The following is a 16,529-nucleotide window of genomic DNA, read 5'->3' as shown; positions in this document are numbered from 1 at the left end:
GGGAGGAGGTGTCATGCGGGTCGTGAGCGCGATGTCCGTCGATACCTGATGCACGGCGTCCGCGCGGTGTGCGGCCGGCGTCCCGCCGGCCGTGCCGTGCGCCATGCGTTGCCGCGTCACGCGGCGCGTTTCTGCGAAATCACCAGCAGCGCGCCGTTCTTGTCCTCCAGCACCGCGCGGAATTCGTGCGGCCCCGCCTGCACCGGCACGCGCACCGATGCGCCGGCCTTCACGACCCGCGCCATCGCCGCATAGAGATCGTCGTCCTCGTCCACCCACAGCGTGAGCGCCGCGCGTTCGACGATCTGCTCGTCGCCGGCCACCAGCGCGATCGTCAGCGGGCCGCCGTCGAGCGCGCAATAGCGGTCGCCGTCGCGGAACTTCACGTTCAGGCCCAGTCCGTCGACGAACAGCGGCAAGGCCGTGTCGATGTCGTCGACCGGATACAGCAGCATCGATACCTTCATTTCCTCTCTCCCGTGTCGTGATGTGTGCGGCGCGCACGGCATCGTCGCTCGATCCTAGCGCGCGGCGCCAGCCGCGACGCAGTCCGATCGGATGACGGTGAAACCCCTCTGTCCGCGCATGCGCGCCGTTACTCCAAACAGACGATGCCCGTGCGGGCCCGCGCGCCGACACTCCCATTCGTGGACCGTCGCTATTCGTCCGTATCGTGCGGGCGGCTGCACGACCCCGACTCGTCCAACAACCATGGAGACGCACGCAATGAAGTTTTCCCTTATCTACGAAGCCCAGACGACCGACGCATCGCGCGAGGGCGACCATCGGGTGTTCAAGGAGACGGTCGAACAGGCGCTGCTGGCCGAGCAGGTCGGCTTCGACACGATCTGGTGCGTGGAGCACACGTCGCTGACCAACTATGCGCACATGAGCGCGCCGGAAACCTTCCTTGCGTACCTGGCCGGCCGCACGACGCGCATCGGGCTCGGTCACGGCGTCGTGTGCCTGCCGCCGGCGATGAACCATCCGATCAAGGTGGCCGAGCGTGTCGCGCTGCTCGACATCCTGTCGGGCGGCCGCGTGCATTTCGGCGTCGGCAAGGGCGGCAGCCAGCAGGAAGCGGGCGCGTTCGGCTACGACCTCAACGAGCTGCAGCCGATGATCGACGAGTCGATGTACCTCGTGCCGAAGATGTTCGTGCAGGACGAGATCGAGCACGACGGCAAATACATCAAGATTCCGAAGCGTCCGATCCACCCGAAGCCGATACAGGATCCGCATCCGCCGATGTACCTCGCGTGCACCAACACCGATGCGCTGCTGCGCGCCGGCCAGCGCGGAATGGGCGCGCTGGTGCTCGGCTTCGGCGGCCCCGATGAAGTCGCGAAGAAGAACGCGGTGTATCGCGAAGCGTGGGCGAACCGCAAGCCGGAAGACCAGGTCGGCTTCCGCCCGACCCGGCACCTCGCCGCGCTGTGCCCGACGGTCGTGATGGCCGACGGCCAGAAGGCCCGCAAGATCGGCATCCGCGGCCAGCGCTATTTCATGGAATCGCTCGCGTACTGGTACACGGGCGGCGAGCGTCCGGACCCGGCAAAGTGGGGCGACGACCTCGTGCAGGCCGACACCGGCGAGATGGTGATCCGGTCGCGCTTCGCGTCCGAGGAAGTCGTCGTGAACTTCGCCGATCCGGCGCTCGCGATGATGAACCCGAACCACGCGTACGGCACGGTCGACGACTGTATCGGCTACGTCGGCCGCCTGCAGGAAGCGGGCGTCGACGAAGTGCTGTTCCTGTGCCAGATGGGTACGGTACCGCACGACGCGCAGATGGAAACCATCCGCAATATCGGCGAGCACGTGATCCCGTTCTTCAACCAGGAGAAGGCGCGCGCCTGCGCGTAATGCGGGCCGGACCGCGCCGGTCGTCCCTTCGGACGATGCGGCGCGGCCGCGCGAGGCCGACCATCGGCAGCAGGAACTTACGCTCGCGGCGCCCGCCGCGGCGAACCAGGTGAAAAAGACCGGGGCGGCGCGCCAGCGCGCTCCGCATCACAGGAGACATTCGTGCATCGCGACAACGATTCGAACGCACTGGCCGCCACGCTGATCGCCCGGGCCGAGGCGCTTGCGCCGACGCTCGCCGGCCGCGCCGCGCAAGCCGAAGCGCAGGGCCGCATCCCGGCCGAGACGATCGCCGACATGCAGGCCGCCGGCTTCTTCAAGGTGCTGCAGCCGAAGCGCTACGGCGGCCACGAGCTCGATCCGCAGACCTTCTTCGACATCCAGATGGCGCTCGCGCGCGGCTGCATGTCGACGGCATGGGTGTACGGCGTCGTCGGCGTGCACAACTGGCAGCTCGCGCTGTTCGACGAACGCGCGCAGCAGGACGTGTGGGGCAAGGATCCGGCGACGCTGATCGCGTCGACCTACATGCCGGTCGGCCGCGTGGCCCCGGTCGAAGGCGGCTTCCGGCTGTCCGGCCACTGGAAGTTCTCGAGCGGCAGCGAACTGTGCGAATGGGTGTTCCTCGGCGCGCTGGTGCCGCCGGCCGTTGCCGGCCAGCCGCCGGAGTACCGCACGTTCCTGCTGCCGAAAGCCGACTACCGGATCCAGCAGGACTGGGACGTGCTCGGCCTGCGGGCGACCGGCAGCCACGACATCGTCGTCGACGACGTGTTCGTGCCCGCCTACCGCACGCACAAGGCGATCGACGGGATGATGGGCACCAGCCCGGGCCTTGCCGTCAACGACGCGCCGCTGTTCAGGCTGCCGTTCGCGCAGATCTTCGTGCGGGCGGTGTGCACGTCGTGCATCGGCGCGCTGCAGGGCGCGCTCGACGATTTCACCGGCTATGCGGCCACGCGCGTGTCCGCCAACAGCGGCGCGAAGACGACCGACGATCCGGGCGCGCAGCACGCATGCGCGAACGCGGCCGTCGCGATCGACGAGATGAAGGTGCTGCTCAAGCGCAATTTCGCGGAACTGATGGCGTCGGTGACGGGCGGGCCGGCCGTATCGATCGAGCGCCGCGTGCATTTCCGCTATCAGTCCGCGCAGGTCGCCGAGCGCTGCGCGCAGGCCGCGAACGCGCTGCTGCGCTATGCGGGGGGCAACGGCATCTATCACCGCAATCCGCTGGTGCGCCGTTTCCTCGACCTGCATGCGGCCCGTGCGCACTACGCGAACAACGTGGACCGTTTCGGCCAGAACCTCGGCGCCGTGATGCTCGGCCGCGAGAACACCGACTACTTCATCTGACGAGGCGGCGATGAACGACACGCAAGCGCAGCAATACGTGTTCGACGTCGTGGTCGTCGGCTCCGGCGCGGGCGCGCTGCTCGCGGCATGCCGCGCGGCCGACCGCGGGCTGTCCGTCGTCGTGATCGAGAAGACGGCGCTATACGGCGGCACGTCGGCGGTGTCGGGCGGCGGCATCTGGATACCGTGCAACCACCATATCGCCGAACTCGGCGCGACCGATACGCGCGAGGCCGCGCGCCGCTATCTCGACGCATGCACGGCCGGCGCGTCGTCGCCCGACAGGCTCGATGCCTATCTCGACCAGGCGCCCGAGATGCTGCGCTACCTGGAAGCGAAGACGCCGGTGCGCTACCAGGCGCTGCCGAAGTACGCGGATTATTTCCAGAAGCTGCCGGGGGCGATGCCCGGCTATCGCGCGCTCGATCCGCTGCCGTTCGACGGCGCGCTGCTCGGCGACGAGCTCGACCGGCTGCGGCCGCCGTCGCCCGGCACGCTGATCGGCGGCCGCGTCGCGGTGACGTCGAAGGAGGCGCATACGCTGTTCTCGCGCGGGCCGGGCTTCATGAAGCTCGCGATCGCGCAGTTCGGCCGCTACTGGCTCGATGTCGGCGTGCGCCGCCGCACGCGGCGCGACCGGCGCCTCACGCTCGGCAACGCGCTGATCGGCGGGCTGCGCCGCGCGCTGCTCGAACGCAACGTGCCGGTGTGGCTCGACACGCCGATGCGCGACCTGCTCGACGCCGACGGCCGCGTGACGGGCGTGCGCGTACAGCGCTTCGGCCAGCCGGTGACGATCGCGGCGCGCCGTGGCGTGATCCTCGGCGCGGGCGGCTTCGAGCGCAACCAGCCGATGCGCGAACGCTACCTGCCGCAACCGACCCGGATGCAGTGGAGCGCGACGCCGCCGGCCAACACCGGCGACGCGATCGCCGAAGGCCACCGGCTCGGCGGCGCGCTCGCGCTGATGGCGCACGTGTGGGGCGCGCCGACGGTCGGCGTCGCGGGCGAGGAGAAGCAGCGCGCGCTGTTCGTCGAACGCAACCTGCCGGGCTGCGTGATCGTCAACGGCCTCGGCAAGCGCTTCGTCAACGAAGCCGCGCCGTATTCGGAATTCGTGCCGGCGATGTATCGCGACCATGCGCGCACCGGCGCATGCGTGCCGGCGTGGATGGTGTTCGACGCGCGCTTTCGCCGCAAGTATCCGTGCGGGCCGATCATGCCGGCGTCGATGATGCCCGACGCGCGCATTCCGGACGCCTTCCGCGACGTGCTCGTGAAGGCCGACACGATCGACGCGCTCGCCGCGCGGATCGGCGTCGATGCGGCGGGGCTGCATGACACGCTGCGCGACATGGCGCGCTATGCGGCCACCGGCATCGACGAAGCGTTCGGCAAGGGCGACAACCTGTTCGACACGTACTACGGCGATCCGAAAAACCAGCCGAATCCGTGCCTCGGGCCGGTCGACGAAGCGCCGTTCTACGCGGTGCGGATCGACGCGGGCGACATCGGCACGAAAGGCGGGCTGGTCACCGACGCGCATGCGCGCGTGCTGCGCGCCGACGGTGCGCCGATCGACGGCCTCTACGCGATCGGCAACACCAGTGCCTCGGTGATGGGCGCGAGCTACCCCGGCGCGGGCTCGACGCTCGGTCCGGCGATGACCTTCGGGTTCATCGCCGCCGACCACCTGGCCGCGCAAGCGGCCGACGCCGGCGGCCAGACAGCCCGGCCGTCCACGACTGAACTTGACGGAGTCCAATGATGAGCGATCTCACTACCCATCCGCTGCGCACCGACATGCTGCTCGCGATGCGCCGCCTCGCGCGCTCCGTCACGGTCATCAGCAGCGCGCACGCCGGCCGGCGCTACTCGATGTCCGCGACGGCGGTCGATTCGCTGTCGACCGATCCGCCGTCGCTGCTGATCTGCATCAACCGCAGCGCGTCGCTGTATCCGCCGCTCGATGCGGGCGCGCCGTTCTGCGTGAACGTGCTGTCCGCGCGTCATGAAGGCATCGCGATCGACTGCAGCGGTCGCCTGAAGGGCGAGGCGCGCTTCACGACCGGCGATTGGCATACGTCGCCGCTCGGCGTCCCGTATCTGCACGACTCACAGGCGAGCCTCGTGTGCGAGCAGGACGGCCGCTTCGAATACGGCACGCATACGGTGTTCATCGGCCGGATCCGCGAGGTGCTGATGACCGGCGACGTCGATCCGCTCGTCTATCTCGACGGTGCGTACACGACGCCCGGCGCGCCCGCGAGCCGCGTGGCCGCGTGACGGCGGCGCGTGTTTAACCGCACCGGAAAGAGGCGACCCATGACATGCACCATGAAGCGTGGCATCGAGAACGATGCGGACACAACGATCGTGCGCGAGCTTGTGCAGCGGATCGGCGGCGCGGCAGCGCACGTGCTGAACGCATTCGCGTGCATCGCGCCGGCGCTCGCGTCGAATCCGGCGCAGGCCGCCGCGCGCGAAGCGGGCCGGCACGATACCGGCGTGGCATGAGGAACCGGCGATGAGCACTACCCCGATCGATTCCCGTTTCCACCGGCTGACCGTTGCCGACGTGATTGCCGAAAGCGACGACGCGTGCTCGTTCGTGTTCGACGTGCCTGCCGCGTTGCGCGACGCGTTCGCGTACCGGCCCGGCCAGTTCCTGACGCTGAACGTGCCGTGCGCGGATGCGGCCGTCGCACGCTGTTACTCGTTGTCGAGCGCGCCGGGCATCGACGCCGCGCCGAAGATCACCGTCAAGCGCGTGCGCGACGGCCGTGCGTCGAACTGGCTGTGCGACCGCATCCGTGCGGGCGATGTGCTCGACGTGCTGCCGCCGGCGGGCGTATTCACGCCGCGCACGCTCGACGGCGACCTGCTGCTGTTCGCGGGCGGCAGCGGCATCACGCCGGTGCTGTCGATCCTGAAATCGGCGCTCGTGCACGGGCGCGGGATGCTGACGCTGATCTATGCGAACCGCGACGAGCGCTCGGTGATTTTCCGCGACGAGCTGCAGCAGCTCGCGCATCGCCATCCGGGCCGGCTGCGCGTGATCCACTGGCTCGACAGCGTGCAGGGCGTGCCGCAGCAGCGGCATCTCGAAGAGCTCGCGCGGCCGTTCAGCCAGCAGGAGACGTTCATCTGCGGGCCCGCGCTGTTCATGGAGAACGCGCTTGCCGCGATGCTCGGCCTCGGGCTGCCGCGCTCGCGCGTGCATGTCGAGCGCTTCGCGTCGCTGCCCGATGCGCCGGCGTCGGCTTCGTCGGCCGCGGCCGCCGAGCCCGGTGACGGCGCGGCGATCGAGACGGTGCTCGACGGCGACGCGTTCACGTTCGACAGCGCGCCCGGCGAAACGCTGCTCGACGCGATGCTGCGCGCCGGCGTGCCCGCACCGAATTCCTGCCGGATGGGGCAGTGCGGCGCGTGCATGTGCCGAATCGAGCGCGGCGAGGTGGCGCTCGACGGCAACCACGTGCTCGACGACGACGAGATCGCGGCCGGCTGGACGCTTGCCTGCTGCGCACGGCCCGCGAGCGACGCGCTGCGCGTGGTGTTCCCCGATTGAGCCGCGGCATGCCGACGGCGTGCCCGGCAACCCTGTTGCGATTCTGATGACGATGGACAACGAAATCCTGACGACGCCCGCGCTGATCGCACGGGCTGCCGCGCGCCACGGCGCGCATCCGGCGATCGAATCGGCGCACGGCCGGCTCACCTATGCGGAGCTCGACGCCGCCCGCCTCGAAGCGGCGCGCGCGCTGCTCGCGAGCGGCATCGATGCCGGCGACCGGGTCGCGGTGTGGGCGCCGAACCTGCCGGAATGGATCGTCGCGGCGCTGGCGATCCATACCGTCGGCGCGATCCTCGTGCCGGTCAACACGCGGATGAAGGGCATGGAGGTCGGCGGCATCCTGCACGATGGCGGTGCGCGGCTCCTGTTCTGCTGCGGCACGTTCCTCGGCGAATCCTATCCGGCGATGCTCGCGCCGCATCGGCCCGCGACGCTCGAGCGCGTCGTCGTGTTCGACGGCGAGCCGCCGTCCGGCACGCACGACGAAACCTGGAACGCGTTCCTCGCGCGCGGCGCGGCGATATCGATCGCCGCGGTGCGCGAGCGCGAGGCGCGGGTGACGCCCGACACCGTGATGGATCTGATGTTCACGTCCGGCACGACCGGCCGCCCGAAAGGCGTGATGACCGCGCACGGGCAGAACCTGCGCGCCGCGCAGGCGTGGGCGACGATCGCCGGCGTGCGTCACGACGACCGCTACCTGATCGTCAATCCGTTCTTCCATACGTTCGGCTACAAGGCCGGCTGGCTCGCCGCGCTGTCGAGCGGCGCGACCGTGCTGCCGCATCTGGTGTTCGAGCCGGCCGACGTGTTGCGGCGCGTGGCCGACGAGCGCGTGTCCGTGCTGCCCGGGCCGCCGACGCTGTACTACGCGCTGCTCGATGCGCCCGATCGTGCGACGCGCGACCTGTCGTCGCTGCGCATTGCGGTGACGGGCGCGGCCGCGATCGCGCCGAGCCTGATCGAGCGGATGCGCGCGGAGCTCGGCTTCGAGACGGTGCTGACCGGCTACGGGCTCACCGAGTCGTGCGGCTTCGCGACGCTGTGCCGTCATGGCGACGATGCGGCGACGGTTGCCCATACGTCGGGCCGGCCGATGCCGGACGTCGAACTGCGCATCGCCGGGCCCGGCGGCACGGCGCTCGGCCCGGACGAGACCGGCGAGATCTGGGTGCGCGGCTACAACGTGATGCGCGGCTACTTCAACCAGCCCGACGCGACGCGCGAAACTGTCGACGCGGACGGCTGGCTGCACACCGGCGACCTCGGCTGCGTGGACGCGCATGGCAACCTGAAGATCACCGACCGGATCAAGGACATGTTCATCGTCGGCGGCTTCAACTGCTATCCGGCCGAGATCGAGCGGCTGCTCGCCGCGCATCCGGCGATCGCGCAGGTCGCGCTGGTCGGCGTGCCCGACACGCGGCTCGGCGAGGTCGGCCATGCGTACGTCGTGCTGCGTCCCGGCGCGCATGCCGACGCGGAGCAACTGAACGACTGGGCACGCCGCAACATGGCGAACTACAAGGTGCCGCGGCGCTTCACGTTCGTCGAACAACTGCCGACGAGCGCGGCCGGGAAGGTGCTGAAGTACCGGCTGCGTGCGATTACCGAAGCGGCGGCCTGAACGGCGCCGCGACACATCAACGGGGGGAACGGATGAACGACAACGGATTTCCGCGGGGCGCGGTGCTGGTGTTCGGCGGCAGCGGCGGGATCGGGCAGGGTGTGGCGCTCGAGTTCGCGCGCGCCGGCGTGCCGGTCGCGCTCGGCTATCGCAGCAAGGCCGACGTCGCCGAGCGCGTCGCGCGCGACATTCGCGGCGAGGGCGTCGCGGTCAGCACGCATCGTGCGGACGTGACCGACCCCGCGCAGGTCGAGGCGGCGCTCGCCGCCGCAATCGAAGCGCATCGCCGCGTGCACACGATCGTGTGGGCGGCCGGCCCGTTCGTGAACCAGCGCCATATCGGCGACATGACGCACGACGACTGGCGCCGTGCGATCGAGGTCGAGACGGTCGGTTTCTTCAATGCGGCGAAGGCGGCGCTGCCGCATCTGCGCGCATCGGGCGGCGGGTCGTTCGTCACGCTCGGCTCGGCCGGCCATCTGCGCTGGCCCGATCGCGACGGGCTGTCGGTCGCGCCGAAGGCCGCGAACGAGGCGCTCGTGAAAGGGCTCGCGCGCGAGGAGGGCCGCTACGAGATTCGCGCGAACTCGATCCTGGTTGGTGTGATCGAGGCCGGGATGTTTCCGGTGTTGATGGAACAGGGGCAGTTCGACCAGACGTGGATCGACGAGACGCAGAAGATGCTCGCGCTCAAGCGCTGGGGGAAGGCGCACGACATCGGGCGCGCGGCGGTGTTTCTCGCGTCGGATCGCGCGAATTACGTCACCGGGCAGCAGTTGAATGTCTCCGGTGGGTACGGGTTATAGCCCGTCTATCGAGGCCCGATCGGCGGTTGACATCACGACATCATGACGTCATGATGTCTTCCATGAACTCCGATTTCGGCAATGCGCCGCTTTATACGCAGGTCGAGGCCGCACTGGCCTCGGAAATCTCGGCCAGCACGCTGGCGCCGGGCAGCCAGCTTCCGCCCGAGGAGCGGCTGATCGAGCGGTTCGGCGTCAGCCGCACGACCGTGCGCAAGGCGATCGAAAACCTCGTCGCGCGCGGTCTCGTCGAAATCCGGCGCGGCAAGGGCACGTTCGTCGCCGAGCCGAAGATCACGCAGGAATTGACCGAACTGACCGGCTTCGTCGAGGACATGCACGCGCTAGGCCGCACGCCGAGCGCGCGGCTCGTCGATCGGCACATCGTCGAAGCCGATGCCGCCGTCGCGCGGCAGCTCGCGTTGCCGCCCGGCACCGACGTGATGCGGATCCGGCGCGTGCGCCTGGCCGACGGCGTCGCCGTCTCGTTCGACGAAACCTACCTGCCGCGCGCGCTCGGCGAGAAGATCGTCGCGCACGATCTGGAAGCCGAGCCGATCTTCTCGTTGCTCGAGGAGCGCTACGACGTGCCGCTCGTCGACGCCGAATACCGGCTCGAAGCCGTCGCCGCACCGGCGGACGTCGCGCAGGCGCTGTCGATCGCGCCCGGCAGTCCCGTCTTCCTGATCGAACGGACGTCGCATACGCACGCGCACCGGCCGGTCGACTTCGAGAGGCTCTATTACCGCGGCGACCTCATCCGTTTCGTCACGCGGCTGAGCCGCCGCGCGGGCGAGCGATCGTAACGGGCGCGCCGTCATGCACGCGTGGTGGTTGTTCGTTGCCGCGTTCGGCGCCAGTGCGCTCGGCGGCGTGCTCGGGATGGCGAGCGGCATCTTCGTCGTGCCGTTGCTCACGCTGCTGTTCGGCGTCGATATCCAGACCGCGATCGGCGCGAGCATCGTGTCGGTGATCGCGTGCTCGTGCAGCGGCGCCGCGTCGTTCCTGTCGGAGCGGCTGATCAACGTCCGGCTCGCGGTCGTGCTCGAAACCGCGACGACGCTCGGCGCGCTCACCGGCGTGCTGCTGATCGGCCGCGTGCCGGCTTCGTTCCTGTATGCGCTGTTCGCGATCATTCTCGTGGTGTCCGCGAAGCAGATGCTGGCGCGGCGGCACGACGCGGTCGTCGACGGGCCGCCCGATGCCGCGAGCTGGGCCAGCGCGTTGCGTCTGCATGCGAGCTTTCCCGATCCCGTGTCCGGCCGAGATATCGGCTACCAGGTCGGACGCGTGCCGTTCGGCATGGCGCTGATGTACGGCGCGGGGCTGATTTCCGCGTTGCTCGGGATCGGCTCCGGCGTGCTGAAGATTCCGGCGATGGACACGGTGCTGCGGCTGCCCATCAAGGTGTCGTCGGCCACGTCGAATTTCATGATCGGCGTGACGGCCGCCGCGAGCGCGGGCGCCTATTTCACGCGCGGCGACATCGATATCCGTCTTGCCGGGCCGATTGCGCTCGGCTCGGTGATCGGCGCGATCGTCGGCGCGCGGATGCTGATCCGTTTGCCGGCCGACAAGCTGCGCGTCTTTTTCGTCGTCGTGCTGTTGCTGCTCGCGGTCGAGATGTGCGTGAGCGCGCTCGGCGTTCACGCACCGGGAGGTGCCGCATGACGCGCGCCGTCAATGATGTCGAGCGTCGCGACCGGGCGGTTGCGATGCTGCTCCGGTACGGCACGGTGTGCGCGTGCGGGCTGATTGCGGCCGGGATGCTGCTCGGTGCGGGGTGGCCGGTGGCGGATGCCGGCGTGCTCGGCCGTGACGGCTATGCGCTCGCGAAAGCCGGCGTCGCGTTGTTTATTCTGCTGCCGGTGATGCGCGTCGCGTTGCTGACGGGGATTTTTCTGCGCGAGCGCGACTGGATTTATGCGGTGCTGTCGATGCTCGTGCTGGCGATCATCGTGGGCGGGGTGGTGGTTGGGGGGCGGGGGTGAGTGGCGTCGTCATGGCGTGAATCCAGCCAGGAAAACGCACCCGGCAGCCGACCCGGTCGCCGGGTGCCTGCGCCACACTTGACCGCCCACGCAATCAGCCACAACGCTCCCGCCAGCATCGGCGGACACGCTCCGCGACGTACCGACCGGATCTTAGCGATCTCGGCGATCGTTGCGAACACATCCATGTCGGGTCTTTACCGATATCGCGTGACGCCCGTCCATCGCCCTCCGTATTCCCCCTGATCCGCGCGAGGCAATCACACATCCCGCTCGCGCGCGACCCTGCGCAACGTCACGTCGATGAAACGTTTCGCCCGATGCATGCCATCTCGCCCGTCCGCACACCGCCGCGATGCGGAGCTGTTGACGACCTCGCATGCTTGCCTGGCGTGCGTTGCGGCGTTCGCTGCGGGATGTCCCCAATCACGTGTGCGGCGACGAAGCGCCGAAAAAACGATGCGCGCCTGAAACATTTCCTCCAGTTCGATTACGCATAAGTGCAGATGTTTGACGCAGAGGCCCGCCCCGCACGGGTTCGTGCCGCATGGCACAGGCATTGCGATGAGGTCGGTGCCGCTCGTACCACCCGCGACTGGCCAGAAGAACGTATCGCGGGAGCGGCACGCAACGACATCGAAACTACGGGGATCGGATCGGGCCGCGGGGTGACGCCCGTCGCGTCGGACGCGTGATGCGTCGTATCGGCGACACGAAGGGCAGTGTGCGTTCGATCCGTCAAACAGCAAGCTTGCTTGCGAGGTGTCGTGCCGGGGGACGCGTCACGCGTGACGGGAAAGGACCGCACGCGGCGGGGCGACGCGCCCGGCGCGAGTCGGGGAGACGCTCGTGAAAATGACAGTGAACCAATGGGCAGCGCTGGCGGTATTGTTCGCGGCCAGCGCACACGCGCAGGAAATCTACCTGCAGGGCGGCACGCAAGGGGTGGGGGTCGGCGCGGCCGTGAGCTTCAATTCGATGCTGGGTGCACACGCGGATTTCAATGCGATCACCCTGTCGCGTGATTTTTCGGTGGCCGGCAACCGCTATCAGGACGATCTCAAGCTGCGGCAAGGCGGCCTGTACGCGGATATCTTTCCGTGGCGCGGCAGCGGCTTTCGCGCGACGCTCGGATTGCGCTTCAACAACGACGAAATCACCGGCGTATCGGTGCCGACCAACGGCACCTACGTGTTCGCCGGCAAGAGGTATCCGGCACTGCCCGGCATGTACGCCGTCGCGCAGGCGCGCTATCCGGACGTGATGCCGTACTTCGGGATCGGCTACGGGCACCGGCCGGCATCGAAAGGGTTGGGGTTCGTCGCCGACCTGGGCGTCGCATACGGGATCCCGCGATGTTCGTACACGCTGTCGCCGGCGCTCGCTGCCGCGGCCGGCCCACAGAAGAGCCAGGTCCTGGTCGCCAGCGGTCTCGACGACCTGAACCATATGATGTCGCGCTATCGGTGGTATCCGGTCCTGCAGATCGGGATCTCGTACCGGTTCTGAGCCGTGCGTGCTGTTACGGCGTAGCCGTGCGACGGTCGGGTGCGGGCTCGGCCGTCGGACGGGCTGCGCGGGTGGGGTTGCGCTGCGCGCCGGACGTTATGCGCGTGTCTCGGCCGCCCCCGCCAGTGAATGGCCATTCGGCCGTCTTTTTTGCCGCGTCGATTCCGCTTACCTTGTGTCACAGCAGTTCGATGCGTCGGGCCGGCGGCGGAAGGGTGGCGGATTCATGCCGTCCGCTGCCGCCGGCCAACGCCGACCACCGTCTTCCTTCCGGTCGCGACGATGATAGCAATGCTTGCAATTCACCGTCGAAACGCTATCATTGATAGCAATCTGGAGGGAGGGACCCATGGCAAATCTTCTGGTGCGTAACGTGGATGACAGTATCGTTCAGAGCCTGCGCGAGCAGGCTGCGGCCAACGGCAGGAGCGCCGAGGCCGAACATCGGGCCATCCTGGCCGATGCGCTCGGCCGGCCGAAGCGACGGACATTCGCGCAGGTGCTGATGAGCATGCCGGACGTCGGCGAAGACGCGGATTTCCAACGTGTTCAGGATTCCGGCGAGGTCAGGCGTGTTTTTGATTGATACGAACGTCATCAGCGAGATCAGAAAGGGCAAGCGAACCAACCGCGGCGTGCGCGCATTCTTCCGGCAGGCCGAGGCCGACGCGAGCCCGCTTTACCTGTCGGTCGTCACGGTGGCCGAACTTCGGCGCGGCGTCGATCTGATCCGTCATCGCGGCGATCACCAGCAGGCGTCGGCGCTCGAGGCCTGGATGGCGATGATCCTGTCCGGCTATGCGTCGAACATCCTGCCGGTCGATATCGAGACCAGCCAGACGTGGGGCCATCTGCGCGTGCCCGATCCGACCCACGAACTCGACAAACTGATCGCGGCCACCGCGCTGATCAACGATCTCACGGTCGTCACGCGTAATGTCGACGATTTCGCCCGCACCGGCGTCCGGCTGCTGAACCCTTTCGACTGATCCGGGTTGCCGCGGCGCGGCAACCTCCCGCCGCCTTCCGCTTTCTTCGTCGCGCGTAGCCCGCTCAGCCGGGCTTTCGCGCGCGCCGGCACCGCGCCGATTCCCCTCCGCCTCTCGTCCCAACAGACGATGTGACGCCATCCCCGAGCGGCCAGAATCCTTTCACGAACAACGGATTCTGAACCTGGAGGAGGCCGACATGATCGATGTCCGTGCACTCGGCTACGTCGTCGTCGAGGCGACCCGCGTCGATGCGTGGCGCCGCTACGCCGAAGACGTGCTGGGCATGCAGGCGCTCGACGCGCCCGACGGCGCGCTGTACCTGAAGATGGACGAGCGCGATTTCCGCTACGTGATCGTCCCCGGCGCGACCGACCGCTATTTCGCATCGGGCTGGGAATTGCCCGACGGCGCCGCGTTCGACGCCGCGCTGGCTGCGCTGCAGCGGGCGGGCGTCGAAGCGGTGCGCGCCACGCGCAACGAAGCCGCGCTGCGCCGCGTGCAGGCGATGGCGTGGTGCACCGACCCGTCGGGCAACCGGCACGAGCTGTACTGGGGCCCGCGCTGCGACTTTCGCCGCTTCGCGTCGCCGCTGGGCGTCGCGCGTTTCGTCACCGGCGACATGGGCCTGGGCCACGCGGTGCTGCCCGCGCCGCAGTTCGACGCGACCGACGCGTTCGTGCGCGGCGTGCTGGGCTTCGATCTGTCCGACATCTACCGCGTGAAGTTCACGCCCGATCCCGCCGAACCCGAAAAGCGCATCCACTTCATGCACTGCCGCAACGCGCGCCATCACAGCCTCGCGCTGTTCGAGATGGCGGTGCCGTCGGGCTGCGTGCACGTGATGGCCGAAGTCGACTCGATGGACGAAGTCGGCCGCGCGCTCGACCGGGTTGCCGCGCACGACGTGAAGCTGTCGGCGACGCTCGGCCGGCACTGCAACGACCAGATGATCTCGTTCTACATGAAGACCCCCGGCGGCTTCGATCTCGAATACGGCTTCGGCGGCCTCACGGTCGACTGGTCGAAGCACGCCGTGTTCGAGGCCACCCAGGTGAGCCAGTGGGGCCACGACTTCAGCATCGGATACCGGTAAGCCAGCACGATGACGATGAAACCTCTCGACAAGACGATGTCCGCGCGCGACGTGGTCGCGCAACTCGCCGACGGCATGACGATCGGCATCGGCGGATGGGGGCCGCGGCGCAAGCCGATGGCATTGGTGCGCGAGATCGCGCGCTCGAACCTGACGGACCTGACGATCGTCGCGTACGGCGGCGCCGACATCGGCCTGCTGTGCGCGGCCGGCAAGGTACGCAAGGCGGTGTTCGGCTTCGTGTCGCTCGACGTGATCCCGCTCGAACCGCATTTCCGCCGGGCTCGCGAACAGGGGCGCGTCGACGTGCTGGAACTCGACGAAGGGATGCTCCAGCTTGGCCTGCGCGCGGCCGCCGCACGCCTGCCGTTCCTGCCGACGCGCGCCGGGCTCGGCACCGCGCTGCTCGATCACGCGCCGCAATTGCGCACGGTGCAATCGCCGTACGACGACGGCGAGACGCTGCTCGCGATGCCGGCGATCGAACTCGACGTTGCGCTGCTGCACGCGAACGCGGCCGACCGGATGGGCAACACGCGCATCGACGGCCCCGATCCGTTCTTCGACGCGTGGATGGCACGCGCGGCGAAGCGCTGCTACGTGTCCGCGGAAACGGTCGACGCATCGCTCGCGAGCGACGACCTCGACGCCGCGCGCCGCAACCCGTTCGAGCGCTCGCTCGTCACGGGCGTGGTGCACGCGCCGGGCGGCGCGCACCCGACCTCGTGCGGGCCGGCCTACGGCTGGGACCTGCCGCACCTGCGCGCGTACTGCGCGAGCGCGGAAGACGATGCGAAGACGGCGGCGTACCTGCGCGACGTGGTCGGCCAGGACGAACGCCGGTACCTCGAAGGCGTCGGCGGGCTGTCGCATGTGACGACGTTGCCGTTGCCGATTCTGTAAAGGAGCGCCTGTGAGCGAATCTCTCGACCATTCCCTCGCGGAACTGATGATCGTCGCGTCCGCGCGACTCTGGCGCGACGACGGCGAAGTGCTGGCGACCGGCATCGGCACGGGCCCGCGGCTCGCGGCCGGCCTCGCGCGGCTCGCGTACAACAACGGGCTGATGCTGACCGACGGCGAAGCGTATCTCGTCGAGGAGCCGGTTCCGCTTGGGGCCCGTCCAGACGGCTATCGCGTGAAGGCGAGCGGCTGGATGACCTACGAACGCGTGTTCGACTGCCTGTGGCACGGCCGCCGCCATGCGCTCGTGATGCCGACGCAGATCGACCGCTTCGGCCAGGCGAACATCTCGTGGCTCGGCGACGACTATGCGCGCCCGAAAACCCAACTGCTCGGCGCACGCGGCTTTCCCGGCAACTCGACGAACCACGCGAACTCGTTCTTCGTCAGCGGTCACGGCAAGCGCACGTTCGTCGAAGGCGAAGTCGACATGGTGTGCACGGTCGGCTACAACCCGGCGCGCCGGCTGCCGGGGATGAAGACCTTCGTCGACCTGCGCAGCATCGTCACCGACCTGTGCGTGATGGATTTCGGCGGGCCGGACCACGCGATCCGCGTGCGCTCGCTGCATCCGGGCGTGAGCTTCGACGAGGTGCAGGACGCGACGGGCTTCCCGCTGGTCGCGCATCCGGCACTCGGCACGACGGCTGCACCGGGCGCGGAAGACCTGCGCATCGTGCGTGCGCTCGACCCTCACAACCTGCGCGCGACGATCGTGCGCAACAACCCGGCGCCGCGCCGCGGATGAG

At 68.8% G+C, this 16,529-nt stretch carries 18 protein-coding genes; 17 read left to right on the top strand and 1 reads right to left on the bottom strand.

From position 1 onward, the window contains the following. Nucleotides 1-116: 116 nt before the first annotated feature. Nucleotides 117-467 (bottom strand): VOC family protein, encoded by a 351-nt coding sequence (locus DCN14_RS08290; protein ID WP_096499613.1) that lies wholly within the window; start codon nt 465-467, stop codon nt 117-119. 259 nt (nt 468-726) lie between these two features. Between DCN14_RS08290 and DCN14_RS08285 the strand changes: the two genes are divergently transcribed. The 17 genes from DCN14_RS08285 (at nt 727) to DCN14_RS08205 (ending at nt 16,528) form a co-directional block, all read left to right on the top strand. After that, a complete protein-coding gene (locus tag DCN14_RS08285) occupies nt 727-1,866 on the top strand; it encodes an LLM class flavin-dependent oxidoreductase (RefSeq protein ID WP_096499611.1) in 1,140 nt (379 codons plus the stop codon). 162 nt (nt 1,867-2,028) lie between these two features. Next, nucleotides 2,029-3,222: an acyl-CoA dehydrogenase family protein gene (locus tag DCN14_RS08280; protein ID WP_096499609.1), complete on the top strand. Its 1,194-nt coding sequence runs from the start codon at nt 2,029-2,031 to the stop codon at nt 3,220-3,222. A 10-nt stretch (nt 3,223-3,232) separates the two neighbouring features. Continuing rightward, complete coding sequence (locus DCN14_RS08275) at nt 3,233-4,990, top strand: FAD-dependent oxidoreductase (protein WP_096499607.1); 1,758 nt, start codon at nt 3,233-3,235, stop codon at nt 4,988-4,990. Beyond that, nucleotides 4,990-5,508 (top strand): flavin reductase family protein, encoded by a 519-nt coding sequence (locus DCN14_RS08270; RefSeq protein WP_096499605.1) that lies wholly within the window; start codon nt 4,990-4,992, stop codon nt 5,506-5,508. The genes DCN14_RS08275 and DCN14_RS08270 overlap by 1 nt, the downstream gene beginning before the upstream one ends. A gap of 51 nt (nt 5,509-5,559) precedes the next feature. After that, complete coding sequence (locus tag DCN14_RS08265) at nt 5,560-5,739, top strand: hypothetical protein (protein WP_096499603.1); 180 nt, start codon at nt 5,560-5,562, stop codon at nt 5,737-5,739. A 10-nt stretch (nt 5,740-5,749) separates the two neighbouring features. After that, nucleotides 5,750-6,793: a ferredoxin--NADP reductase gene (locus DCN14_RS08260; RefSeq protein ID WP_096499601.1), complete on the top strand. Its 1,044-nt coding sequence runs from the start codon at nt 5,750-5,752 to the stop codon at nt 6,791-6,793. Nucleotides 6,794-6,839: 46 nt separating this feature from the next. After that, a complete protein-coding gene (locus DCN14_RS08255) occupies nt 6,840-8,426 on the top strand; it encodes a FadD3 family acyl-CoA ligase (protein ID WP_096499599.1) in 1,587 nt (528 codons plus the stop codon). Nucleotides 8,427-8,458: 32 nt separating this feature from the next. Next, a complete protein-coding gene (locus DCN14_RS08250) occupies nt 8,459-9,232 on the top strand; it encodes an SDR family oxidoreductase (protein WP_096499597.1) in 774 nt (257 codons plus the stop codon). 62 nt (nt 9,233-9,294) lie between these two features. Continuing rightward, nucleotides 9,295-10,038: a GntR family transcriptional regulator gene (locus DCN14_RS08245; RefSeq protein WP_096499595.1), complete on the top strand. Its 744-nt coding sequence runs from the start codon at nt 9,295-9,297 to the stop codon at nt 10,036-10,038. A gap of 13 nt (nt 10,039-10,051) precedes the next feature. After that, a complete protein-coding gene (locus DCN14_RS08240) occupies nt 10,052-10,903 on the top strand; it encodes a sulfite exporter TauE/SafE family protein (protein ID WP_096499593.1) in 852 nt (283 codons plus the stop codon). Next, on the top strand, nt 10,900-11,223 hold the full coding sequence (locus DCN14_RS08235) for a DUF1634 domain-containing protein (protein ID WP_096499591.1): 324 nt from the start codon (nt 10,900-10,902) through the stop codon (nt 11,221-11,223). Before DCN14_RS08240 ends, DCN14_RS08235 begins: the two co-directional genes overlap by 4 nt. Before the next feature lie 855 nt (nt 11,224-12,078). Further along, nucleotides 12,079-12,732 (top strand): hypothetical protein, encoded by a 654-nt coding sequence (locus DCN14_RS08230; RefSeq protein WP_096499589.1) that lies wholly within the window; start codon nt 12,079-12,081, stop codon nt 12,730-12,732. A gap of 349 nt (nt 12,733-13,081) precedes the next feature. Beyond that, the gene (locus DCN14_RS08225) at nt 13,082-13,318 is read left to right on the top strand and encodes a DNA-binding protein (RefSeq protein WP_014899176.1); all 237 of its coding nucleotides are present in this window, start codon (nt 13,082-13,084) and stop codon (nt 13,316-13,318) included. Next, on the top strand, nt 13,305-13,721 hold the full coding sequence (locus DCN14_RS08220; protein ID WP_172441857.1) for a type II toxin-antitoxin system VapC family toxin: 417 nt from the start codon (nt 13,305-13,307) through the stop codon (nt 13,719-13,721). Before DCN14_RS08225 ends, DCN14_RS08220 begins: the two co-directional genes overlap by 14 nt. A 199-nt stretch (nt 13,722-13,920) precedes the next feature. Then, the gene (locus DCN14_RS08215) at nt 13,921-14,817 is read left to right on the top strand and encodes a VOC family protein (RefSeq protein WP_096499585.1); all 897 of its coding nucleotides are present in this window, start codon (nt 13,921-13,923) and stop codon (nt 14,815-14,817) included. Nucleotides 14,818-14,826: 9 nt separating this feature from the next. Continuing rightward, nucleotides 14,827-15,720 carry a CoA-transferase gene (locus DCN14_RS08210; RefSeq protein WP_096499583.1) on the top strand — a complete coding sequence of 298 codons (894 nt, stop codon included), beginning with the start codon at nt 14,827-14,829 and terminating at the stop codon, nt 15,718-15,720. Nucleotides 15,721-15,730: 10 nt separating this feature from the next. Continuing rightward, a complete protein-coding gene (locus DCN14_RS08205; protein WP_096499581.1) occupies nt 15,731-16,528 on the top strand; it encodes a ketoacid CoA transferase in 798 nt (265 codons plus the stop codon). The last annotated feature ends 1 nt before the right edge of the window (nt 16,529 follow it).

The sequence above is a fragment of the Burkholderia sp. IDO3 genome, from assembly GCF_003366075.1.
GTDB classification, from domain to species: Bacteria; Pseudomonadota; Gammaproteobacteria; order Burkholderiales; family Burkholderiaceae; genus Burkholderia; species Burkholderia anthina.
Note: the sequence above shows the minus strand (reverse complement) of the source record. Positions and strands in the feature narration are given on the sequence as shown.